Source organism: Dorea sp. AGR2135, assembly GCF_000420885.1.
Lineage (GTDB): Bacteria > Bacillota > Clostridia > Lachnospirales > Lachnospiraceae > Dorea > Dorea formicigenerans.
Genome location: NZ_ATVU01000011.1, coordinates 1 through 23530, shown reverse-complemented (window position 1 = coordinate 23530; position 23530 = coordinate 1). Strand labels below are relative to the sequence as shown.

Here is a 23530-nt window from a genome sequence, read left to right as displayed (position 1 = left end):
AACACTGCAAGAGGTGATAGGAGTATGATGAAGATAGCATTGATTACAGGGGCATCTTCCGGACTTGGAAGAGAATTTGCAAGGCAGATTCCAAAGCTTTATCAGAATCTGGATGAAATCTGGGTCGTCGCAAGACGGGCAGAACGTCTGAACGAACTGGAGATGGAATTAAAAGTTCCGGTGCGTATTTTTGACGGAGATCTGAACCAGGATTATATTTATAAAAAACTGGGGATAGCACTGGGAAAATCCCACGCCAATGTACGGATGCTCGTAAATGCGGCTGGTTATGGAAAGATTGGAACATTCTGCGAGTATGGCTGGAAGGAAGAAACCGGCATGGTAGATCTCAACTGCCGGTCACTGACAAGAATGACAGCACTTTGTCTTCCGTATATGCATTGTGGCAGCAGAATTGTGAACCTTTCATCAGCTGCAGCATTTGGACCACAGCCTGGATTTGCAGTGTATGCAGCGACAAAATCTTACGTTTACAGCCTGTCCATGGCACTTGGCAGAGAACTTAAAGGAAGCGGTATTTATGTGACTGCCGTGTGTCCGGGACCGGTGGATACAGAATTCTTTGACCATACCGGAAAAGAAGTCGCAAGTGTGAAAAAGAAATTTCGTGCCGATGCGAAAGATGTGGTCAGAAAAGCTCTGATCGACAGCGCGAGAGGCAAAAAGATTTCCGTGTATGGTCTATCCATGAAAGCTGCGCAGGTGGCATCAAAAATTGTGCCGGACAGTGTGATCGTGGCAGTAATGGAGAAAATTGCAGAATAGGAGGTTCGCATGAAGAAAAAAGAAAAGGGACAGCCAGGTTATATTAAATGGAGAAAAGAAAAATACCTGATCGGAACGATTGCGGAGTTTGCAGTTGTCATAGCACTTGTCGTGCTTGGTTATGTGCAGACGAAGACCAAGCTGAATCTGCTCACGGTAGTTGCAGCCGTCGGGTGTCTTCCGGCATCAAAGATGCTGGTCGAATTTATTACCATTGCACCACATCAGAGTATAGAAAAAGATATTTATCAGGAAATCGAGGCGAAAGCGTCACTTTTAAAAAGAGTTTATGATCTTGTCATTACAAGTCCGGAGAAAGTGATGCCGGTTGACGCTATTGTGATTTCCGGTCATACAGTCATCGGTTATGCGTCGAATACAAAGACGGACGAGATAACATGTGCCAGATATTTGAAGGACATGCTCAATGCAAATCATCACGAGAAAATGACGGTCAAGATATTCCACGATTACAAAGCATTTTTAAGCCGCGTGGAGGGCATGAATAATATTGTTGAGGTGGGACATACAGAGAACGTACGGGAAGACCGTGCAGTCCGGAAGCTGCTTTTGTCCACTTGTATGTAGAATTATGAAAGAGACGATTATCAAAGAAAATGAGTCTGGTCAGAGGCTGGACAAATATTTGAAAAAATATCTTCCTCAGGCGCCTGGAAGTTTCATTTATAAAATGCTCAGAAAGAAGAATATTACATTAAATGGGAAAAAGGCAGCAGGACAGGAGAAACTTAATACCGGAGATTCGATAAAGTTTTTTCTTGCAGAGGAGACAATCGATAAATTTACAGGAAATGCAGCAGCAAGTGAGTCTTATCCTGTAAAAAAGGATCTGGAGATTATTTATGAAGACGATAATATCCTGCTTATAAATAAACCGGCAGGCATGTTATCTCAGAAAGCGAAGAAAGAAGATGTGTCACTGGTGGAATATGTGATTGGATATCTTCTGTCAAATGGTTCTGTTACAAAAGAAGAACTTCTGACATTTCACCCTGGAATCTGCAACCGGCTGGACCGAAACACAAGCGGTATGGTCGTGGCAGGGAAGAGCCTGGCCGGGCTTCAGATTATGGGGGAAGCTTTTAAAGAAAGAACCCTTGCAAAATATTACCTCTGTCTGGTCAAAGGCTGTATTAAAGAAACTTCACATATTCGTGGATATCTGAAAAAAGATGAGAAAACGAATAAAGTTATGATTAGCCGGAAAATGTCGGAAGGGGCAGCAGCCATTGAGACAGAATATGAGCCAGTGGCTTATCAAAAAGAGCTTACGCTGTTAAAGGTTCATCTGATCACCGGTCGGACGCACCAGATCCGTGCACATCTGGCAAGTATCGGACACCCGTTAATGGGGGACTACAAATATGGAAATATATCCTGGAACCACCAGTATGAGACATACGGTGTAAAGGCACAAATGCTGCATTCTTATGAGCTGCATTTTCCGCAGATGCCAAAACCGTTGGAGAATCTTTCGGAAAATGTATTTCAGGCGCGCGTTCCGGGTAAATTTTATCAACTTATTAAGGAGACAGCATGGGAACATGGAACTCAAGAGGCCTTAGAGGTTCTACATTAGAAGAGATGGTCAATTGGACCAACGACCATTATCTGGAAAAGGGACTTGCCCTGCTTCAGAAGATACCGACCCCCATTACACCGGTGCGCATGGACGCAGATCACAAACAGATCACACTGGCGTATTTTGAAAAACGAAGTACGGTAGATTACATTGGAGTAGTCCAGGGAATTCCAGTGTGCTTTGATGCAAAAGAATGTGTAGCTGATACATTCCCATTACATAACATCCATGAGCATCAGATTACATTTATGACTCAGTTCGAGCATCAAGATGGAATTGCGTTTATCCTGATTTATTATTCTGAACGGAATGAACTTTATTATATGCGATTTGAAGAAATGATTCGTTTCTGGAACCGAGCATGTGATGGCGGGCGTAAAAGTATCCGCTACGAGGAATTAGATCCACGATTTTTTATGAAACCAAAAAACGGGTATTATATTCCTTATCTGGACTTCATAAATCTGGATTTGGAACTCCGTGAGGAAGCTTGACAAAGTGCCTGGAAATGCGTATAATGCAATAAGGTTTTAATATGGTAGCACGCTAAAGTGCGGGAGGAATGATCTATGGAAAAACTACTTCATACGCCGGAGGGAGTCCGGGATATTTATAATGTTGAGTGCGGAAAGAAGCTGGCACTGGAAAATCGACTAAAAAAAACACTGCATTTATTTGGATATCATGATATTCAGACTCCGACCTTTGAATATTTTGATGTGTTCCGGAAGGAAATCGGAACAATACCGTCCAAAGATCTGTACAAATTTTTTGATAAAGAAGGCAACACGTTGGTTTTGCGACCAGATATCACACCGTCCATCGCACGTGTGGCTGCTACATTATTTGGAGAGGAAGATCTGCCGATACGGCTTTGTTACACAGGTAATACATTTATTAACCATTCCAACAATCAGGGACGATTAAGAGAAGTGACCCAGATGGGAGCTGAGCTGATTGGGGATGATTCCGTGGAGGCAGATGCAGAGATGCTTGCTATGGTCATGGAATCTATGCAGGCGATCGGACTTAAGGAATTTCAATTAAGCGTTGGACATCTTGGCTTTTTTCAAAGTCTTATTGAAGACGCTGCATTGGACGAAGAAGCACGGGAGCGGGTTGTTGAACTGATCAACAACCGCAATTACTTCGGAGTTGAGGAATATCTGGACAGTATTATGGTAAAGAGAAGCTCAAAAGAGGCATTTGCAGCTCTTGGAAATCTGGTCGGAGGCGTGGAAGTTCTTGCAAAAGCAAAGAACATTGCACCCAATTCCAGTGGAATCATGGCTGTGAAGCGGCTGGAGAAGATTTATGATATCCTCGCACTTTACGAAGTCGAGAAGTTTGTGACTTTTGATCTGAGTATGACAGGAAATTATGGATATTATACGGGAATCATCTTTCGTGGTTATACATTTGGAACCGGAGATGCGGTAGTCAAAGGCGGCCGTTATGATCATTTGCTGGAGAAGTTTGGAAAGACATCAGCATCTATCGGCTTTGCCATTGTCATTGATGAGTTGATGAATGCTCTGATCCGCCAAAAAATCCGCATTGTTTATACAAGAAAGAATGCAATTATTCTTTATGATGAGAGCCGTGCAAGAGATGCAATCCGGCTTGCAAAAGATTTCCGGGCGAAGGCAAAGAACACAGAACTGATTAAGAAATCACCGGAGAAGGGACTGGAAGACTATATCCGGTTCGGCAAGGAATATTACGCCGGAAGTCTTGTATATATTAAGAAAAGCGGTGAAATTACCATGGTAAATCTGGTGACCGGAGAACAAAAGGAAGTTAATAATAACAAATAAAATGTCTGCTTTGGCAGACTCGGATTCGAAAACCCCTGAAAATGGGTTATGAATTTGACGATAGGAGTTTTTTATATGAGATATCTGACATTTGCCCTCGGAAAAGGGCGTCTTGCCAATCAGACACTGGAACTGTTTGAAAAGATTGGTATTACTTGCGAAGAGATGAAGGACAAGAATTCCAGAAAGCTGATTTTTACCAATGAAGAATTGAAGCTTCGTTTCTTTCTGGCAAAGGGACCAGATGTACCGACCTATGTAGAGTATGGTGCGGCTGATATTGGAGTTGTAGGAAAGGACACCATTTTGGAGGAAGGGCGTAAAGTCCACGAGGTTCTGGATCTTGGCTATGGAAAATGTAAAATGTGTGTCTGCGGATATAAGGACGCAGCGCCGCTTTTACAGCATCATGAATTGATCCGTGTGGCAACAAAATATCCGAATATTGCAAAGGATTATTTTTATAATAAAAAGCATCAGACTGTGGAGATCATCAAACTGAACGGTTCCATTGAACTGGCACCAATCGTTGGACTTTCTGAGGTCATTGTCGATATTGTGGAGACTGGTTCCACACTTCGTGAAAATGGACTGGAAGTTCTGGAGGAAGTATGTCCTCTTTCCGCAAGAATGATTGTGAATCCAGTCAGCATGCGTATGGAAAGCGAGCGGATTAAGAATCTGTTGATGAAGCTTCGCACACAGATTTAAAATCATAAATGGTTTCTGGACAGAAAAAGCGGAAAGACATGTAAGAGGATAACAGGAGCCTTGAATATAGGAGGAAGAACGGCAATGAGAATACAGAAATTAGATGAAAACAGCAGAAAAAATCTTTTAGAGGATCTGTTAAAGAGAAGCCCGAACAATTATGGACAGTACGAGCAGGGAGTGACAGAAATTCTCGCAAATGTAAAGGCAAACGGAGATCAGGCTCTGTTTGAGTACACAAAAAAATTTGATCAGGCAGACTTAAATGCAGGAAACATCAAAGTTACAGATGCTGAGATTGAAGAGGCTTATGCACTGGTAGATCCAAAGCTTGTTGAGATTATCCGTAAATCACTTGCAAATATACGTACTTATCATGAAAAACAGCGTCAGACAAGCTGGTTTGACAGCAAACCGGACGGAACGATCCTTGGACAGAAAGTGACAGCACTTCACAGAGTAGGTGTGTATGTACCAGGTGGAAAGGCAGCGTATCCATCTTCTGTATTGATGAACATTGTACCGGCAAAGGTAGCTGGAGTTGATGAGATTATTATGGTGACACCTCCGGGAAAAGACGGAAAGGTAACACCGACTACACTGGTGGCAGCAAAAGAGGCCGGAGCAGATGCAATCTATAAAGTCGGCGGAGCACAGGCAATTGGAGCACTTGCTTATGGAACTGAGAGCATACCAAAAGTTGACAAAATCGTAGGACCTGGTAATATTTATGTGGCACTTGCAAAGAAAGCAGTTTATGGTTATGCAAGTATTGATGCCATTGCCGGACCAAGTGAGATTCTTGTTATTGCAGACGAGACTGCAAACCCAAGATTCGTGGCAGCAGACCTTCTGTCACAGGCAGAACATGATGAACTCGCCTCAGCAATCCTTGTAACAACAAGCGAAGAACTTGCCAAGAAAGTTTCTGATGAGACTGACAAGTTCATAAAAGAATTATCCCGTGGTGAGATTATTCAGAAATCTCTCGATAACTATGGATACATACTGGTTACAGATACGATGGATGAGGCAATTGAGACCGCAAATGAGATTGCATCCGAGCATCTTGAAATCCAGACAAAGAATCCATTTGATGTCATGACAAAAATCCGTAATGCCGGAGCTATTTTCATCGGAGAGTACGCAAGTGAGCCACTGGGAGATTATTTTGCCGGACCGAACCATGTTCTTCCGACAAATGGAACTGCAAAATTCTTCTCACCACTTTCCGTAGATGATTTTATTAAGAAATCAAGTATAATATCTTATTCTGAAAATGCACTTCGTGCGATCCACGAGGATATTGAAGCATTTGCTACAGCTGAACACTTAACTGCACATGCAAATTCAATTAAAGTCCGTTTTGAGAAATAAGGAGGCTTGAAAGATATGGCAAGAATAGCAACAAAGAAACGTACAACAAAAGAAACTGACATTGAAGTAACATTGAATCTTGATGGAACCGGGAACAACCAGATCGATACTGGAATTGGATTTTTTGATCATATGTTGGACGGAATGGCAAGACATGGGTTGTTCGATCTTACCGTAAAGGTCAATGGAGATCTGGATGTGGATTGTCATCACACCATAGAAGATACCGGAATCGTAATCGGACAGGCAATTTTGGAAGCGGTAGGAGATAAAGCCGGAATCAAACGGTTCGGGCATATGATTCTTCCGATGGACGAGACACTGGCACTGTGTGCAGTAGATCTTTCTGGACGTCCATATTTGAAATATGATGCAGAATTTACGGTAGAGAATATCGGTGAGCTGGATACCGAAATGATCAAAGAATTCTTCTATGCCATAGCTTACAGTGCAATGATGAATATTCATCTGAAAATTATGGACGGAGAGAATAATCACCATATGGCAGAAGCCCTGTTCAAGAGCTTTGGTAAGGCTCTTGACATGGCGACAATGAGAGAACCGCGTATTGATGAGGCGTGGACAACGAAAGGAAGCCTGTAAAAGGAGAGAATAAAACTTGATTATGATAAGTTACAGAAAATTAATCCCATGTATTTATATTGCAGGAGGGAAAGCGATAAAATGGTTTGATGACCGGGAAGTACTGGCAGATAATGTAGTAGAGCTCGCGAAGCACTACAGCGACCGCGGGGCGGATGAACTTCTGATTTTTGATTTATCAGATTCTGATGATGATCACGAGGCATCTTTAAATCTTCTCAGACAGATTCATAATGTGATCAGTATTCCAATGGTAGCAGGAGGCAACATCAAACGTATGGAAGATGTACAGAGAATCCTGTATTCTGGAGCTAAACGAGTGATTTTGAATTTTTCAAAACCGGACAGTGCTGAGATGATGGCAAAAGCGGCTGAACGTTTCGGAAAAGAGAAGGTTGCAGTTTCGCTAGATGATTTTGACGGATTGTTCAAGCATCAGCATTTGATTGAAGATAATTGCAGCGAACTGATTTTTATGCACAGACTGGATCTGAACTCTGTTGTGGCAGTTACAGACATTCCATGTGTCATTGTGACTGATACGATGGAAGAACTGGAATTATTTAAAATTTTAAAATCCGAAGGAGTCAAAGGTCTGTCTGGGCGATATATCAGTCAGCCGGAAATGAATTTTAATGATTTTAAAGAACTCTGCGAAAAAGAAGATATTCAGATGACTTCATTTGAAAGTATTATGGAGTTCTCACAGTTTAAGAAAAATCCACAGGGGCTTCTTCCGGTCATCGTACAGCATTACCAGACAGGAGAAGTGCTGATGCTGGCGTATATGAATGAAGAAGCATTTAACCAGACGGTTAAGACCGGGCGCATGACTTATTACAGCAGAAGCAGACAGAAGCTTTGGCTGAAAGGAGAGACAAGCGGACATTTTCAGTATGTGAAGTCACTGACAATAGATTGCGATCTGGACACGCTCCTTGCAAAAGTTGATCAGGTGGGAGCAGCTTGTCACACAGGAAATCCAACTTGTTTCTTCCAGCCTATTGTTGGAAGTGATAATAATGAGAAGAGCCCGGTACAGGTGTTCGAACATGTTTACCAGACAATTATTGACAGAAAAAATAATCCAAAGGAGGGGTCTTATACAAATTATCTCTTTGAACAGGGACAAGATAAGATCCTGAAGAAGATTGGAGAAGAAGCAACCGGCATTGTGATTGCCTCCAAAAATCCAAATCCGGAAGAATTGAAAACGGAAATGGCAGATTTCCTTTATCATGCTATGGTACTGATGGTGGAAAAAGGAATTACATGGGAAGATATTACAAATCAGTTATTGCAGAAATAGATCCCTTGCAGGTATAGGTGCATAAGTAAGTTCATAGATTTAAGAAAGCGATAAATGTTCAATAATGAATAAGGTGGAGGAAGCTATGAATGATGCAGAAAGACGCAGGCAGGAGCTTTTGGAGCAGACAAGGGCTCTATATAATGATAGAAGGACGATACCTGCAGTACACCCAAGATATGCAAATGCATATCATTACCTGTATGGAAAGTCACAAGAGGATATAAATGAAGATACAAAAGGCGGAACATTTGGAATCCGCCTTTTTTTGTGTGCATTGATGTTTGCTGCATTTTTAACAATAGATAAACAAAAACAGGAAGTATTTCATATGAGCAGCAGTGATATAGCCAATGAAATTACAAAAGATACGGATATTCAGGAAATTTGGAAATCATTGTAACAGGTTGTAATAAGTTGTAACAAAACCTTAAGAAATTCCTAATAACTATCCCGTTGAGAAAAATGTCGAACTGAGCTATACTTAACTGAGAATAAGAAAAGGAAAAGTGGAGAAAGAATACCTATGAGAAAATTTCGAGATGAAGATGAATTTAATATAGATGAAGATCAGAGATATGATTTTGGTGAAGACTATGATCTGGACGATGAAGGCAGCGGATTAGATGACGATGAAGACTATGAAGACTATGATCTGGATGAAGATTATAATCTGGACGAAGATTATATAGATTACGGAACAGAAGCAGAAGATTCGGAGAGGTATTCTGACTATGACGAAGACGATGATTGGATCTCTCATGAGAATAGAAGAATCCATGGAAACCATTCGAAGAAAAAATCGGATGATCTGAAAGGGTATGATAGCAGAAGTGAAAGACATGGAAGCCTTAAAAACCACCGAAAGAGAAAGAAGAGGAATCAACTCCTGATTTTGGCAGCCTGTTTAGTACTTGCGTGTCTGGTCTTGACCGGAATATTAAAGTTTGCCGGAGTGATTGGTGTTAAGACTGAAGTTACGCTCAAAGCAGACAAGATTGAAATACAACAGAACAGTCAGGATCCGGTAAATCTTACAGCTACGGCAACATCAGAGGACGAGAAAAAAGCTGCCAAAGTATGGTTGGATAAGAAAAAGGGTTACAGTGTTGCAGATTTCATCAATGAACTGAGAGCTGGAAAGAATTATGAGATTTCCACAGATGCCAAGACTGATACAGAAGGAAAATACAAGATCACGATTAAGATGAATTCCGATATCCAGAAAAAGCTGGAGAATGAATGGAAACATAAAGTCAGACTGACAGTTGAAGGCGGTACATTTGTTGTGACAAATCCAACAGGAACATGGGATGGAGACAAGTTTAAGAAGTACGATGGTACATATGTAATGAATGATTTTGTGGTTTCCAAAGGTAAGACTTATTATTTTGATGCAGATGGTAATAAAGTAACCGGAAAGCAGACCATCAATAATGCAACATATTTCTTCAATAAAGACGGTGTTATGCAGACCGGATGGAAGAAAACTGATGACGGAACATATTATCTAGGGGATAATGGTGCGGCAGTCATTGGCTGGCAGACCATTGAAGATGATGATTATTATTTTGACAATAGTGGAATTATGGCGACCGGAGAAGTTCAGGTAGGTCTTGTAAAATGTACATTTTCCAAAAAAGGTAAACTGAAATCAAAAGGAGATGTCAATATTGATGCGAGTAAACCGATGGTGGCGCTTACATTTGATGACGGACCGGGAGAACGAACCGGAGAGCTTCTGGCTCAGTTAGAGAAGTATAATGCACATGCAACATTTTTTATGCAGGGAAAGAATATTCCAGGAAAAGAAGATTTTGTAAAGAAGATGAAAGAAACTGGTTGTGAATTAGGAAACCATTCTTATGACCATCCGCAGCTTACGAAGCTCAGTGCAGATAAGATCGCAAATCAGATTGGTACAACGAACGATCTGATCCAACAGGCAGCAGGATCCACGGCAACCGTCATGAGACCACCTTATGGTGCAATCAATGATACGGTAAGATCTTCTGTAGGACTGCCAATGATTTTATGGAGTATTGACACCCTGGATTGGAAGACAAGAAATGCGCAGTCAAGCATTGATACGGTTATGAATGATGTACAGGATGGAGATGTTATTCTGATGCATGATATCCATACAGAATCTATTGATGCGGCACTTGTTTTGATTCCAAAACTTGAAGAAGCAGGCTATCAGCTCGTGACAGTTTCAGAGATGGCAAAGGCAAAAGGCGTTGCATTACAGAACGGTGAGAAGTATGTTGATTTCTGGGCAAAAGATGTAGAAAAGTATAAGAGCAGCGGCTCAGCCCTGACAGATACAAGCAGCAGTTCAACATCTGATGCGAAGAGTGAAGCAACATCTGATGCAGACAGCTCAAAGAAAAGTGACAGCAGTTCTTCAAGAGACAGCAGTTCTTCAAAAAACAGCAGTCCCAAAAAGAGTGGCAAGAAGAGTAATTGAAATCATAAGGTGTTAAAGAAAGAATCTGTAGAGTGTAGACTTGCAGAGGTGCGCAGTAGAAGTATGTCATACAATTGCATGACGCGCACCTCGCAGCAAGAATGCCGAGGCATTCTTGAATATTATTCAATAGTTAAGAAAGGACAACTTGTGAAAGCTAAAAGGACAAACATTATAAAAAAGCAAGGAACAAAGACATTGGCAGGGATTCTGGCAGTTGGCATGACATTTGGCACACCGATTTCAGTACTTGCAGATGATAATATATCTGACAGTACGATGGAACAACAGGCAGGGGTACAAAATGTACTGGCTAAAAAAGTCGATGGTTCAGAAACTTTGGTAAAAGTATCTGAAGTAGTACTTGGAATGATTCAGCGCAATGAGGTGAAGCTGGACACCGATAAGTTTCTGAAAGATGTGACGACTGGACAGAAGGTAGATCCGACAACCGGAGAACGAGTAACAGAACTGGGAACACCCGTAGAACCGAGCGAACCGGAAATACCGACAACACCGACAGAACCGAGTGAACCGAGTAAACCGGAAACACCGGAAGAGCCGACAACACCGAGTGAGCCGGAAGCGCCGACAACACCGAGTGAGCCAGATGAACCGGAAACTCCTGCTGACAATATAGAAAATACAGAGACAGATCAGAATGGGCAAGCTAATCAGGAGGAAGCGGTTCAAACTGAGAATACAGAAACAGCGAGTAATGAGGATTTAATTTCCAAGCAGCAGATTGTAAAACTTCCACAGATTATTGATGATTTCAGATTTTGGACAGTTGCGAGAACTTATGCATTTGCAAAGGATGATCTGTATGTCAGAGAATCCATTCCGGAAGGAATAGATGGAACCGCCGACACATCAGATGAGTCTTTGAAAGCAGATAAAAAGGCTGCGAAAAAAGAAGCAAAAAAGTTAAATGCCATTTACGAAAAGACAGAGCAGAATAAAAAAGCAGCAATTCACGCAGAGCTTATTACCGAACAGCAACAGACAGAAGACGATGTGACGCTAAATGAGAATGTAACAGATCAGAATGCTGAGCAGGTCCGTTACATTGGTAAACTTGATAAGAATGGTCTTCTTTACATTTTAAAAGAAGAAGAAAATGGCTGGCTTTACGTAGAGTCCGGTAATGTCAGAGGATTTGTGAAAGCATCAGAAGTTTATACCAGCAATGCAGCGCAGAAACTTTTGGAAGTTTATCAAAAAGAAGCAAAGAAAACTGCAGCAGAGAATGGGACGGAATATACTGGAATTGAAGGAACGGCAGCAATTGCCCAGACATTAGTTTCACCACTGGAAAATCAGGCATATACGTATCTGCGTGCAACGGTAAATCAAACTGTTGCAGATAAGAATTATGCGACGGTAAATGCGACGATGCTGAATGTACGTGAGGGCAAAGGTACAGAATCCAGAATCGTGGGAACGATGAATCAGGGAGCGCTTTGTTATGTGCTTGCAGATGCGGATTCTGACTGGGTATATGTGGAGTCCGCAGATGTGCGTGGATTTGTGGCAAGACAATATCTGAATACTGGAGATGAAGTAACCACACAGGTGGAGATTACAGGTGAGGATCACTATCAGACTGCAGAAGAAATTATATCGCCAGAAGAGAATCAGGCACTTTACTATACACTTACGTCTACAAAAGAAGGAACTCCGAATGGAGCAGTTCGAGAATCTATTTTGGAATATGCTTCTCAGTTTATAGGTAATCCATATGTCTGGGGAGGAACCAGTCTGACAGAAGGGGCAGACTGTTCTGGATTTGTGCAGCAGATTTATAAGGCATACGGATATGAACTTCCAAGAGTTGCACAAGATCAGAGTCAGTATGGGACACAGATTCCTGTGGAAGATGCCCAGCCGGGAGATCTGATTTTCTACGCAAAAGCAGGACATGTGTACCATGTAGTCATGTATGCTGGCGATGGAAAAACGATTGAGGCAGCCAACACGAAAGCCGGAATTATCAGTGGCACTGTCAATACGGAAAATGCAGTGTGGGCAACTCGTATATTAGAGGATAATGAGGCAGTTGTTGATGGAGGCATTGGAGAAGTCAATGCAACGACAGATATGTATGGAGCTTGTCTTGGGAATTTTAAGATTACATACTACTGTGCATGCGAAAAGTGTTGTAATAAAGCAGATGGAATTACAGCAACAGGAAGCCGTGTGGCAGAAGGAAGAACCATTGCAGTTGATCCAAGTGTCATTCCATACGGAACAAAAGTTATCATCGGAGGACATATATTTACAGCAGAAGACTGTGGTGGAGCGATCAAGCAGAATCACATTGATATCTATGTGAACAGCCATGAAGAGGCAGAGGCGCTTGGCGTGGCAAATGCCTCTGTATATCTGGTTAAGTAAGGATTTTTTTGAAGATTTATTATGAATTGTAAAATGAGAGACAGTAAAGCAATGAAATCATGCTTTGCTGTCTTTTCTGAGCTAAAAACACAGGCGTTTATTTTCATATAATAGAGGATAATAAAAAGGAAGAAAATTATGAGCAGGGAAAACAAATACGAGATTGATATGTGTAATGGATCAATCATGGACAAGTTAATATCATTTGCATTGCCGTTGATGTTATCCGGTATGCTGCAGTTAATGTTCAATGCGGTGGATATTGTAGTCGTAGGAAGATTCAGTGGAAGCCAATCTCTTGCGGCAGTAGGGGCAACGACAGCACTTATTTATCTTTTTACAAACTTATTTATTGGTATTTCTCTTGGTGCAAATGTATTAGCTGCCCGATACTATGCGGCGGGAAAGCATGAAGAAATGTCCGAGACCGTTCATACAGCGATGATGTTTGCTTTGATCAGTGGAATTATTATGATTTTTGTGGGATTATTTTTTTCAAGACTTGCGCTTGAGATTATGGGTACCCCTTCTGATGTTATTGATCAGGCAACGCTGTATATGAGAATTTATTTCCTGGGTATGCCTTTTTTTATGCTTTATAATTACGGCGCAGCCATATTAAGAGCTGTCGGAGATACGAAACGGCCGCTGATATTCCTGATTATTTCCGGAGTGGTCAATGCATGCTTAAATATGTTGCTTGTTATTGTATTCCATCTGGACGTGGCAGGAGTTGCAATTGCAACGGTGACTTCACAATTTATTTCCTGTGTACTGGTAATTGGTTGTTTATACAGAACTAAAAGCAGCTACCAGTTACGATTTTCCCGCTTGAAGATACGGAAGGAATATCTGAAACCAATCTGCCAGGTCGGAATCCCGGCTGGTATTCAAAGTACTGTAATTAATTTTTCAAATGCATTGCTTCAATCTTCGGTGAATTCATTTGGTTCAACAACTATGGCCGGATATACAGCAGCAAATAATATTTTTGGATTCTTATATGTCTCTGTCAATGCAATCACACAGACATGTATGAGCTTTACCAGTCAGAACTATGGACTGCGAAAACTGAAACGTATGGATAAAATATTGATGGATTGCCTGATTCTGACGGTTGTCGTATCGCTTGTATTAGGAGGCGGAGTTTATTTATTTGGAGCAGAGATTCTGAGATTATATACAGAAGAGGCGGAAGTAATCCGTTGTGGTATAGAAATTTTTGCATATACCACCGTGACATATTTCCTGTGCGGAATTATGGATCTTTTTCCAGGGGCACTCCGTGGTATGGATCGTTCAACAGTACCGATGATCTTATCCGTTATTGGTACAGTGGGAACAAGAATTGTATGGGTGTTCTGGTTGTTCCCGGCTCACCGTTCGCTGGCATTTCTGTTTATTTCATATCCGGCATCATGGCTCATTACAATTGCGATGCAAGTTATTTGCTTTTATTTTGTGAGGAGAAAAGTGCATGGGTAACAGTAGGTTATGCTAAGATTTGACAGGAAATCCTGGATGTAACCGATAGTGAATAATATGTGGAAAAATATGCAATCGAATTTAATTGACTATTATCTGATTACCATATATTATTATATATTGTTAACCATTACTAAACGTCAGTCAGTGTTCAGGATTCTGGAAGTTTTGTAGTAATTTACAATTTTCACCCTAGAATAGACTAAAATACAGCAAAAAAAACAGTTACAAAAAACAACGAAAATTTACGATTTTACAAGAAAAAACAGTAAGAATTTCTTTGTGTATATTGCACAAAGAATCAAGGAGATTTAATGAGAAAACTTGCTTTAAACGATGAAATATTACTAAAAATCGAGAAACCTGCCCGTTATATCGGAGGCGAGTATAATTCGGTCATGAAAGACCCGGAAAAGGTAGATGTCAGGTTCGCTATGTGTTTCCCGGACGTCTACGAAATTGGAATGTCCCATCTTGGCATCCAGATTCTTTATGACATGTTCAACCGCCGTGAGGATGTGTGGTGTGAGCGTGTCTATTCTCCGTGGGTAGATCTGGACAAGGTGATGCGTGAGGAACATATTCCTCTTTTTGCATTGGAATCTCAGGATCCAGTGAAAGAGTTTGATTTTCTCGGTATTACAATCCAGTACGAAATGTGCTATACGAATATTTTGCAGATTCTGGATCTGAGCGGAATTCCGCTTCACGCAAAAGAAAGGACGGAGAATGATCCGATTGTAATTGGCGGCGGTCCTTGCACCTATAATCCGGAACCAATTGCAGAATTTTTTGATATGTTTTATATCGGTGAAGGGGAAACGGTTTATGACCAGCTCTTAGATATTTACAAAGAAAATAAGAAAAATGGTGGAAGCAGATGGGATTATCTGGCAAAAGCTGCAGAGGTAGAAGGTATCTATGTTCCGGCGTTTTATGATGTAACATATAAAGAAGATGGCACGATTGATTCATTTGTACCGAATCATCCAAATGCAAAAGAAAAGATCAAGAAGCAGCTTGTTATGGATATGAGTGAGGCTGTCTACCCGGAGAATCCGGTCGTTCCATTTATTCGTGCGACGCAGGACCGTGTTGTACTTGAGATCCAGCGTGGCTGTATCCGAGGCTGCCGCTTCTGTCAGGCAGGAATGTTGTACCGTCCGACCAGAGAAAAAGATGTAGAGGTTTTGAAACAGTATGCTTATAAGATGTTAAAGAGCACCGGGCATGAAGAGATTTCACTTAGTTCCTTAAGTTCCAGTGATTACAGTCAGCTAAAGGAGCTTGTAAACTTCCTGATCGACGAATTCAAAGGAAAAGGGATCAATATTTCTCTGCCGTCTCTTCGAATTGATGCCTTTTCTCTGGATGTTATGGAACGTGTCCAGGATATTAAGAAAAGTAGTGTGACATTTGCACCGGAGGCTGGTTCCCAGAGAATGAGGAATGTGATTAATAAAGGACTTACGGAAGAGGATATTCTCGGTGGTGCAGGACAGGCATTTGACGGGGGCTGGAACAAGGTAAAACTTTACTTTATGCTTGGACTTCCGACGGAAACCGAAGAAGATATGAAAGAGATTGCGGTTCTGGCAGATAAAATTGCGAGACGCTACTATGAGATTCCAAAGGATCAGCGCAATGGAAAATGTCAGATCACAGCCAGTAGTTCTTTCTTTATTCCGAAACCGTTCACTCCATTCCAGTGGGCGCCGATGTATGAAAATACAGAATATATTGCAAGAGCTGCCATTGTGAAACATGCATTTCAAGATCAGCTTAACCGTAAGAGTCTGAAGTACAACTGGCATGATGCAGAAGTGACTGTTCTGGAAGGTATCCTTGCCAGAGGCGACCGAAAGGTCGGAAAACTGATTGAGGAAGTATATCGTCTGGGAGCTATTTACGATTCCTGGAGTGATCAGTTCGACAATGATAAATGGATGCAGGCATTTGAAAATACTGGAATTGATATTGGATTTTACAATTTACGAGAACGCTATGAAGATGAAGTGTTCCCGTGGGATTTCATTGATATTGGTGTTACGAAAAAATTCTTGAGAAAAGAATGGGACAAAGCTATGAAAGGAGAAGTAACACCGAACTGCAGAATGCAGTGTTCCGGCTGTGGTGCCGCAAGATGGGGAGGAGGTGTCTGTGTTGAAGGCAAGAATTAAATTTCGAAAATACGGATGTATGAAATTTATCGGACATTTGGATGTTATGCGTTTCTTTCAAAAAGTGATGCGGCGGGCAGACATACCAATCGCGTTCAGCGGCGGATACAGTCCGCATATGATCATGTCATTTGCTCAGCCACTAGGAATCGGCCTTACCAGTGACGGAGAATATCTGGATATTGAATTGACAGAACCGATTGATTCAAAAGAAGCGGTGGCCCGAATGAATGCAGTCAGCGTAGAAGGAATTGAGATGGTAAGTATGGTGCAGATTTCCGAGGAGAAAAAGGCCAGTGGTATGACGATTACGGCAGCCTCCGATTATCAGGTGTTTTTACTGGAATCAGGAAAGAGTTCGGATGTTCGAAGAAAGATTCCGTCTGAATGGAAAGAATCCTGGGAGGAGTTCTTAAGTCAGGAGCAGATTTTGGTTTGGAAGAAGACAAAGAAGAGCGAAAAAGAAGTTGATATTAAGCCGATGATTTACGGGTCAGAAATAAAGGAAGAATATCTATATCTATATCTGGCAACCGGTAGCGAACAGAACTTGAAACCAGATCTTGTGATGGAAACATTTTTGAAATATATTGGGCAGGAAGATGCACCGTTGTTCTATAATCGCCTCGATGTATATGCAAGGGACGAGGCTGGAAAACTGGTGCCCCTTGAGGCACTTGGGACACCGATGGTCTGTTCTTAGTTAGAAAGAGTAGTTTGACGTGTTTTTTACAGCGAGAATGTGCCGAGGCGCATTCTTTGTTCAATAAGACAAGGAGTGATTGACTTGAGTAAAAAAGAAGTAAAGACAAATGCCATGCGTATGTTGGATCGTATGAAGATTCCATATGAATATGAAGAATATGAATGTGATGAATTTTCAGACGGTATTGAGACTGCGGATAAGTTAGGGTATGATCATAAATATGTATACAAGACACTGGTAACAACAGGAAAAAGCGGTGGGCATTATGTCTTTGTTATTCCTATCGAGGAAGAAATCGATTTTAAGAAGGCTGCAAAAGTTGTAGGTGAAAAATCACTGGAGATGCTTCATCTGAAAGAATTGACAAAGGTGACTGGATATGTGCGGGGAGGCTGTACATCAATCGGAATGAAGAAACAGTTCCCGACAGTGATCCAGGAAGATGCAAAAGAACTGGATCATATGCATGTCAGCGGTGGAAAGCTGGGCATGCAATTGACTTTGTTGCCTGAAGATCTTGCAAAAGCCGCAAAAGCACAGTTTGCTGATGTTATTCATAAAGATTAACAGAGGATTTTTTGCGAGAATGCCGAGGCATTCCTGAAAGAAGGAGAGACAATTATGGATAATTACCTGACAGAAAATATGGATACCGTAATTTTTGATATTGGAAATGTATTGATACATTTTGCGTGGGAGGACTATCTTCATGATCTTGGTTATGAAGGTGCGATGTTTGACCGTGTGGCAGATGCAGTATTTCGCAGTGATGACTGGGATAAAGGTGATTCCGGACTTTACACGACACAGGAGTGGCTTGACTCGTTTATTGAAAATGATCCGGAGATTGAGGGAGATATCCGCAAAGTGTTCGAAGGATTTGGCGCGTCCATTGTCCCGTATCCGGTAACAGAACGTTGGCTTTCGTATATTCATGAAAAAGGAATGAAAATGTACTATCTGTCCAATTATTCTGACGAAATGTACTGTCAGTCAGAGGAGCAATTAAGCTTTTTGAAAACATTTGACGGAGGGGTATTTTCTTGGAAGGAGAAATGTATGAAGCCGGATCCAAAGATTTATGAGATACTTCTTAAGCGTTATAAAATCGTTCCGGAACAGGCACTGTTCTTTGATGACAGACCTGAAAATGTGGAAGGTGCACGAAAGGTGGGCATAAATGGAGTCGTATTTAATACAGATATTCCATTGCAGATGCTTGAAAAATAATGTAATATATCAGAAGATAGTTTTTTCATAGGATGATAAATTATTCAGCATTACTAGATTATGTTATGTGGAGGAATACAAAAAAGATGATAAAGGTCGTAAAATTCGGAGGAAGTTCACTGGCCAGTGCTGCTCAGTTCAAAAAAGTAGGAGCTATTATCCGAAAAGAAGAGACAAGACGTTATGTGGTTCCGTCAGCGCCTGGTAAGCGTCATTCTGGTGACACAAAAGTGACAGACCTTTTGTATAAATGTTACGGACAGGCAATTTTAGATGATGACAGAGAAGAGGATTTTGAAGAAATCCTGAAAGTTATCAAAGATCGATATGATTCTATTATTAATGGATTGGAGCTTACGATTTCTCTGGACGATGAATTTAAGACGATCCAGGAAAACTTCAGTAAAAAGATCGGGAGAGATTACGCTGCTTCCAGAGGAGAATATCTGAATGGTATTATCATGGCAGTTTATCTGGGATATGAATTTATTGATGCAGCTGAAGTCATTTTCTTTGATGAAGAAGGAGAATTTGACGCTGAGAAGACAAACGAAGTATTGTCCGAGAGACTGGCGCATACAGAGCGGGCAGTCATTCCTGGATTCTATGGATCTAATCCGGACGGAACAATCCATACATTTTCCAGAGGAGGATCTGATATTACAGGTTCTATCGTAGCAAGAGCAGTACATGCAGATATGTATGAGAACTGGACAGACGTATCAGGTTTCCTGATTGCAGATCCGCGTATTATCAAGAATCCAAAGGCAATCGACGTGATTACTTACAGAGAGCTTCGTGAGTTGTCTTACATGGGTGCAACAGTTCTTCATGAAGACGCAATCTTCCCTGTAAGAAGAGAAGGAATTCCAATCAACATCCGGAATACTAATGCTCCGGAAGACAAGGGAACTCTGATTGTTGAAGCAACATGCCAGAAACCGAGATTTACGATCACTGGTGTGGCTGGTAAGAAGGATTTTGCCTCCATTACAGTTGAAAAAGCCATGATGAACTCAGAGGTAGGGTTCTGTCGTAAAGTTCTGACAGTATTTGAAGATAATGGAATTTCTATTGAACATATGCCATCTGGAATTGACACTATGACAATCTTCGTTCATCAGGACGAATTTGCTGAGAGAGAGCAGAAAGTGATTGCGGGAATCCATCGTGCAGTTGAACCGGATTTCCTGGAACTGGAATCAGATCTTGCGCTGATCGCGGTTGTGGGACGCGGTATGCGTGCCACGAGAGGAACTTCCGGAAGAATATTCTCAGCACTGGCACATGCAAATGTTAACGTAAAGATGATCGATCAGGGTTCCAGTGAGCTGAATATTATCATTGGTGTGAGAAATCACGATTTTGATGCAGCAATTAAAGCAATTTATGACATTTTTGTAAATACAAGAATTTAAAGGAGAAACTATGATCATAGATTTTCACACGCATATGTTTCCAGATAAAATTGCTGCAAGAACGATTGATTTCCTGTCAAAGACAGGCGGTGGCATGAATCCGTTTACCGATGGAACATGGAAAGGGCTAAAAGAATCTACAAAACAGGCAGGTATTGATCATTCTATCGTGCTTCCGATTGCAACCAGACCAGGTCAGTTTCATACAATCAATGAATTTGCAACACATTTTCAGGAAGGGACACTCATTTCTTTTGGAAGTCTGCATCCGGAAAGTGAGAATTATAAAGAAGAACTGAAACAGATCCAGGATATGGGTATGAAAGGAATCAAACTTCATCCGGATTATCAGGATACTTATTTTAACGATATCCGTTATAAGAGAATTATTTCCTATGCTACTGAGCTTGGACTGATAATCAGCGTGCATGCAGGTCAAGATCCGAAGTGTCCGGATAATATACACTGCACGCCGGCCATGGCAGAAGAAGTATTGAATGAAGTGGAACCAGAGAAACTGGTGCTTGCGCACATGGGTGGTAATGAACTCTGGAGTGAGGTGGAAGAACGGCTGGTTGGAAGAAATGTTTATTTCGATACAGGTGTGATTCTTGACCGTATGCCGCAAGAACAGTTTCTTCGTATGGTACGCGAACACGGTGCAGACAGGATTGTGTTTGGAACTGATTCTCCGTGGGCAGATCAGAAAAAGTTTGTAGAGATTTTGAAGGAAATGCCTTTGGAAGAGGAAGAACGAAATCAGATTTTTGCTGGGACAGCAGTAAAATTACTGGGATTATAATTACACATTAATTGTGAACGGTTCCACAGTTTTTGATAAGCGTTGAAAATTATTTTTGAATTTTTGGAAAAAGACTTGATTTTTGAAAAATCATATGCTAATATATACAGGTATGCCGCACAATGAGGTTTTAAAGTCTTGCAAAATTATTTTGCAGACACCGTAATTGGCGAGTAATGATAATAGGAGGTGCCATATGTACGCAATTATAGCAACAGGTGGTAAACAGTACAAAGTAGCTGAAGGCGATATCATTAAAGTAGAGAAGCTTGGTGTTGAGGCTGGAGAGACTTATACTTTCGACCAGGTGCTCGCAGTAAGCAACGACGGATTAAAGGTTGGTAATCCGACTGTTGAGGGTGCAACAGTTGAAGCTTCTGTAGTTGAGAACGGTAAAGCAAGAAAAGTTATCGTTTACAAGTATAAGAGAAAAACTGGATACCATAAGAAAAACGGTCACAGACAGCAGTACACTGCAGTTAAGATCGAGAAGATTAATGCATAATTAATTTTTGGAGATTATCCATGATTCATGTAGTCATTTATCAAAATGAGAAGGAAGAATGTACAGGATTTCAGACAGAGGGACATGCTGAATATGCAGATCCAGGACAGGATATTGTGTGTGCAGCAGCATCGGTATTGATTATCAATACGATGAATGCAATTGAACTTTATACAGAAGATGCATTTTCTGTATTTTCTGATGAAGAGACAGGCATGATTTCCTGGCATCTGGAAGGTAATCCTTCTAAAGAAGCCGGACTTCTTCTGAACACGATGATTCTCGGACTCAAAGGAATGGCTGATGACGAGAACTACGAAGAATATATTGATTTAACTTTCGAGGAGGTGTAACAACCATGATGAACTTAAATCTTCAGTTTTTTGCTCATAAAAAAGGAGTTGGTTCTACAAAGAACGGTAGAGATTCCGAGTCTAAGAGACTTGGTGCTAAGAGAGCTGACGGACAGTTTGTAAAAGCTGGTAATATCCTTTACAGACAGCGTGGAACAAAGATTCACCCAGGTCTTAACGTAGGACGTGGCGGAGATGATACATTATTCGCTCTCGTTGATGGCGTTGTAAGATTTGAAAGAAAAGGAAGAGATAAGAAACAGGTTTCTATCTATCCAGTAGCATAATTAAGAATGAGCAAAAGATGCTGCAATATAACTGATGCTAGTTGTTAGTTATGTGCAGCATCTTTTTTCTTTATCATAAAACAGCATTTTATTATAAAAAAGGAGAAAGAACATGTTTGCAGACAGAGCGACAATATCGATCAGATCCGGAAAAGGTGGCGATGGACACGTCAGTTTCCGAAGAGAATTATATGTTCCCAACGGCGGACCGGACGGCGGTGACGGTGGTCGTGGCGGAGATGTAATCTTTGAAGTGGACGAAGGATTGAATACTCTTCAGGATTACAGACACCGCAGAAAATATGCAGCGAAAGACGGTGAACCAGGCGGAAAGAAGAGATGCCATGGTAAAGACGCTGATGATATCGTATTGAAAGTTCCTGAAGGGACTGTCATCAAAGAGGCTGAGTCAGGCAAGGTCATTGCCGATATGTCTGGAGACAACAGACGTCAGGTCATCTTAAAAGGTGGAAAAGGAGGCCTTGGAAATCAGCATTTTGCGACAGCGACTATGCAGATTCCGAAGTATGCACAGCCTGGACAGCCGGCAAAAGAGCTGATGGTAAAACTTGAGCTTAAGGTAATCGCTGACGTTGGACTGGTAGGTTTCCCGAATGTCGGAAAATCTACACTTCTTTCCAGAGTAACCAATGCACAGCCGAAAATTGCAAATTATCACTTTACAACACTCAATCCGAACCTTGGAGTTGTTGATCTTGAAGGCGCCAATGGATTTGTTATCGCAGATATTCCGGGACTTATTGAGGGAGCATCTGAAGGTATCGGACTTGGACATGAGTTTTTGAGACATATTGAGCGTACAAAGATGATGATTCATGTTGTAGATGCAGCAGGAAGTGAAGGGCGTGATCCAGTGGATGATATTCATAAGATCAATGCAGAACTACATGCATACAATGCAGAGATCGCAAGCCGTCCACAGGTCATTGCAGCGAATAAAATAGACCTGATTTACGATGATGGTGAGTCAGAAAATCCGGTAGAACGTTTGAAAAAAGAATTTGAACCACAGGGAATCAAAGTATTTCCAATTTCTGGTGTTACAGGAGCAGGAATCAAAGAGCTTCTTTATTATGTTTCTACTGAGATCGAGAAGCTGGATGTTGCGCCAATTATCTTTGAGCCTGAGTACTTCCCAGATGAAGAACTTATTAATCTGGATCTTCCATATACAGTTGAGAAAGAAGACGATATGTATATAGTAGAAGGACCAAAGATTGAGAAGATGCTTGGTTACACGAACCTGGATTCGGAAAAAGGATTTGCGTTCTTCCAGAAGTTCTTAAAGGATACAGGAATCCTGGAGCAGCTTGAAGAACTTGGAATAGAAGAAGGAGATACTGTGAAAATGTATGGCCTTCAGTTCGATTATTACAAATAAAATAGCCTGCAAATAAAAAGTCAAGGCTAAATTGAAAGAACATTGAAAATTTTATACAGGTTGAAAATTGGGTATCAAAATAAGACCAC

At 41.2% G+C, this 23530-nt stretch carries 23 protein-coding genes; all 23 read left to right on the top strand.

Annotated elements, in window-relative coordinates:
* The first annotated feature begins 24 nt into the window (after window positions 1-24).
* The 23 genes from G593_RS0108525 (at window position 25) to obgE (ending at window position 23441) form a co-directional block, all read left to right on the top strand.
* Entirely contained in the window at window positions 25-786 is a 762-nt protein-coding gene (locus G593_RS0108525; protein ID WP_005336281.1) for an SDR family NAD(P)-dependent oxidoreductase, read from the top strand.
* A gap of 9 nt (window positions 787-795) precedes the next feature.
* Complete coding sequence (locus G593_RS0108520) at window positions 796-1374, top strand: hypothetical protein (protein WP_029731413.1); 579 nt, start codon at window positions 796-798, stop codon at window positions 1372-1374.
* 4 nt (window positions 1375-1378) lie between these two features.
* Window positions 1379-2386 (top strand): RluA family pseudouridine synthase, encoded by a 1008-nt coding sequence (locus G593_RS0108515; protein ID WP_029731412.1) that lies wholly within the window; start codon window positions 1379-1381, stop codon window positions 2384-2386.
* Window positions 2344-2883, top strand: coding sequence for a Holliday junction resolvase RecU (locus G593_RS0108510; protein ID WP_029731410.1), 540 nt, complete (start codon window positions 2344-2346; stop codon window positions 2881-2883). Before G593_RS0108515 ends, G593_RS0108510 begins: the two co-directional genes overlap by 43 nt.
* A 75-nt stretch (window positions 2884-2958) precedes the next feature.
* On the top strand, window positions 2959-4206 hold the full coding sequence (gene hisZ / locus G593_RS0108505; RefSeq protein ID WP_029731407.1) for an ATP phosphoribosyltransferase regulatory subunit: 1248 nt from the start codon (window positions 2959-2961) through the stop codon (window positions 4204-4206).
* Window positions 4207-4281: 75 nt separating this feature from the next.
* Window positions 4282-4917, top strand: a complete 636-nt coding sequence (hisG, locus tag G593_RS0108500) for an ATP phosphoribosyltransferase (RefSeq protein WP_005336290.1) — start codon at window positions 4282-4284, stop codon at window positions 4915-4917.
* 84 nt (window positions 4918-5001) lie between these two features.
* A complete protein-coding gene (hisD, locus tag G593_RS0108495) occupies window positions 5002-6294 on the top strand; it encodes a histidinol dehydrogenase (protein ID WP_029731406.1) in 1293 nt (430 codons plus the stop codon).
* A gap of 15 nt (window positions 6295-6309) precedes the next feature.
* Window positions 6310-6897 carry an imidazoleglycerol-phosphate dehydratase HisB gene (gene hisB / locus G593_RS0108490; RefSeq protein ID WP_029731405.1) on the top strand — a complete coding sequence of 196 codons (588 nt, stop codon included), beginning with the start codon at window positions 6310-6312 and terminating at the stop codon, window positions 6895-6897.
* Window positions 6898-6919: 22 nt separating this feature from the next.
* Window positions 6920-8206, top strand: coding sequence for a bifunctional phosphoribosyl-AMP cyclohydrolase/phosphoribosyl-ATP diphosphatase HisIE (gene hisIE, locus G593_RS19425; protein ID WP_029731404.1), 1287 nt, complete (start codon window positions 6920-6922; stop codon window positions 8204-8206).
* Window positions 8207-8291: 85 nt separating this feature from the next.
* Window positions 8292-8609, top strand: coding sequence for a hypothetical protein (locus tag G593_RS0108480; protein ID WP_005336299.1), 318 nt, complete (start codon window positions 8292-8294; stop codon window positions 8607-8609).
* Between the two features lie 123 nt (window positions 8610-8732).
* Window positions 8733-10676: a polysaccharide deacetylase family protein gene (locus G593_RS0108475; protein ID WP_029731403.1), complete on the top strand. Its 1944-nt coding sequence runs from the start codon at window positions 8733-8735 to the stop codon at window positions 10674-10676.
* A 150-nt stretch (window positions 10677-10826) separates the two neighbouring features.
* A complete protein-coding gene (locus G593_RS19035) occupies window positions 10827-13073 on the top strand; it encodes an NlpC/P60 family protein (protein ID WP_049946473.1) in 2247 nt (748 codons plus the stop codon).
* A 138-nt stretch (window positions 13074-13211) separates the two neighbouring features.
* On the top strand, window positions 13212-14558 hold the full coding sequence (locus tag G593_RS0108465) for an MATE family efflux transporter (protein WP_029731401.1): 1347 nt from the start codon (window positions 13212-13214) through the stop codon (window positions 14556-14558).
* Window positions 14559-14872: 314 nt separating this feature from the next.
* A complete protein-coding gene (locus tag G593_RS0108460) occupies window positions 14873-16738 on the top strand; it encodes a TIGR03960 family B12-binding radical SAM protein (protein WP_029731399.1) in 1866 nt (621 codons plus the stop codon).
* Window positions 16722-17441, top strand: a complete 720-nt coding sequence (locus G593_RS0108455) for a TIGR03936 family radical SAM-associated protein (protein WP_029731398.1) — start codon at window positions 16722-16724, stop codon at window positions 17439-17441. Before G593_RS0108460 ends, G593_RS0108455 begins: the two co-directional genes overlap by 17 nt.
* Before the next feature lie 84 nt (window positions 17442-17525).
* A complete protein-coding gene (gene ybaK / locus G593_RS0108450) occupies window positions 17526-18011 on the top strand; it encodes a Cys-tRNA(Pro) deacylase (protein WP_029731397.1) in 486 nt (161 codons plus the stop codon).
* 54 nt (window positions 18012-18065) lie between these two features.
* On the top strand, window positions 18066-18674 hold the full coding sequence (locus G593_RS0108445; protein ID WP_005336312.1) for an HAD family hydrolase: 609 nt from the start codon (window positions 18066-18068) through the stop codon (window positions 18672-18674).
* A gap of 86 nt (window positions 18675-18760) precedes the next feature.
* Window positions 18761-20092, top strand: coding sequence for an aspartate kinase (locus G593_RS0108440; protein WP_005336314.1), 1332 nt, complete (start codon window positions 18761-18763; stop codon window positions 20090-20092).
* Window positions 20093-20102: 10 nt separating this feature from the next.
* Entirely contained in the window at window positions 20103-20894 is a 792-nt protein-coding gene (locus G593_RS0108435; protein WP_029731396.1) for an amidohydrolase family protein, read from the top strand.
* 196 nt (window positions 20895-21090) lie between these two features.
* Window positions 21091-21399, top strand: coding sequence for a 50S ribosomal protein L21 (rplU, locus tag G593_RS0108430; protein WP_005332804.1), 309 nt, complete (start codon window positions 21091-21093; stop codon window positions 21397-21399).
* 20 nt (window positions 21400-21419) lie between these two features.
* Window positions 21420-21752: a ribosomal-processing cysteine protease Prp gene (locus G593_RS0108425; protein WP_005332802.1), complete on the top strand. Its 333-nt coding sequence runs from the start codon at window positions 21420-21422 to the stop codon at window positions 21750-21752.
* 5 nt (window positions 21753-21757) lie between these two features.
* Window positions 21758-22039 carry a 50S ribosomal protein L27 gene (rpmA, locus tag G593_RS0108420; protein ID WP_005332800.1) on the top strand — a complete coding sequence of 94 codons (282 nt, stop codon included), beginning with the start codon at window positions 21758-21760 and terminating at the stop codon, window positions 22037-22039.
* A 112-nt stretch (window positions 22040-22151) separates the two neighbouring features.
* Complete coding sequence (gene obgE, locus G593_RS0108415; protein ID WP_005332798.1) at window positions 22152-23441, top strand: GTPase ObgE; 1290 nt, start codon at window positions 22152-22154, stop codon at window positions 23439-23441.
* Window positions 23442-23530: the final 89 nt, after the last annotated feature.

What these genes read in the sequence shown, in the direction of transcription:
- G593_RS0108525 (WP_005336281.1), top strand. Translation starts at nt 25, where the DNA reads ATGATGAAGATAGCATTGATTACAGGGGCATCTTCCGGACTTGGAAGA.
- G593_RS0108520 (WP_029731413.1), top strand. Translation starts at nt 796, where the DNA reads ATGAAGAAAAAAGAAAAGGGACAGCCAGGTTATATTAAATGGAGAAAA.
- G593_RS0108515 (WP_029731412.1), top strand. Translation starts at nt 1,379, where the DNA reads ATGAAAGAGACGATTATCAAAGAAAATGAGTCTGGTCAGAGGCTGGAC.
- G593_RS0108510 (WP_029731410.1), top strand. Translation starts at nt 2,344, where the DNA reads ATGGGAACATGGAACTCAAGAGGCCTTAGAGGTTCTACATTAGAAGAG.
- hisZ (WP_029731407.1), top strand. Translation starts at nt 2,959, where the DNA reads ATGGAAAAACTACTTCATACGCCGGAGGGAGTCCGGGATATTTATAAT.
- hisG (WP_005336290.1), top strand. Translation starts at nt 4,282, where the DNA reads ATGAGATATCTGACATTTGCCCTCGGAAAAGGGCGTCTTGCCAATCAG.
- hisD (WP_029731406.1), top strand. Translation starts at nt 5,002, where the DNA reads ATGAGAATACAGAAATTAGATGAAAACAGCAGAAAAAATCTTTTAGAG.
- hisB (WP_029731405.1), top strand. Translation starts at nt 6,310, where the DNA reads ATGGCAAGAATAGCAACAAAGAAACGTACAACAAAAGAAACTGACATT.
- hisIE (WP_029731404.1), top strand. Translation starts at nt 6,920, where the DNA reads ATGATAAGTTACAGAAAATTAATCCCATGTATTTATATTGCAGGAGGG.
- G593_RS0108480 (WP_005336299.1), top strand. Translation starts at nt 8,292, where the DNA reads ATGAATGATGCAGAAAGACGCAGGCAGGAGCTTTTGGAGCAGACAAGG.
- G593_RS0108475 (WP_029731403.1), top strand. Translation starts at nt 8,733, where the DNA reads ATGAGAAAATTTCGAGATGAAGATGAATTTAATATAGATGAAGATCAG.
- G593_RS0108465 (WP_029731401.1), top strand. Translation starts at nt 13,212, where the DNA reads ATGAGCAGGGAAAACAAATACGAGATTGATATGTGTAATGGATCAATC.
- G593_RS0108460 (WP_029731399.1), top strand. Translation starts at nt 14,873, where the DNA reads ATGAGAAAACTTGCTTTAAACGATGAAATATTACTAAAAATCGAGAAA.
- G593_RS0108445 (WP_005336312.1), top strand. Translation starts at nt 18,066, where the DNA reads ATGGATAATTACCTGACAGAAAATATGGATACCGTAATTTTTGATATT.
- G593_RS0108440 (WP_005336314.1), top strand. Translation starts at nt 18,761, where the DNA reads ATGATAAAGGTCGTAAAATTCGGAGGAAGTTCACTGGCCAGTGCTGCT.
- G593_RS0108435 (WP_029731396.1), top strand. Translation starts at nt 20,103, where the DNA reads ATGATCATAGATTTTCACACGCATATGTTTCCAGATAAAATTGCTGCA.
- rplU (WP_005332804.1), top strand. Translation starts at nt 21,091, where the DNA reads ATGTACGCAATTATAGCAACAGGTGGTAAACAGTACAAAGTAGCTGAA.
- G593_RS0108425 (WP_005332802.1), top strand. Translation starts at nt 21,420, where the DNA reads ATGATTCATGTAGTCATTTATCAAAATGAGAAGGAAGAATGTACAGGA.
- rpmA (WP_005332800.1), top strand. Translation starts at nt 21,758, where the DNA reads ATGATGAACTTAAATCTTCAGTTTTTTGCTCATAAAAAAGGAGTTGGT.
- obgE (WP_005332798.1), top strand. Translation starts at nt 22,152, where the DNA reads ATGTTTGCAGACAGAGCGACAATATCGATCAGATCCGGAAAAGGTGGC.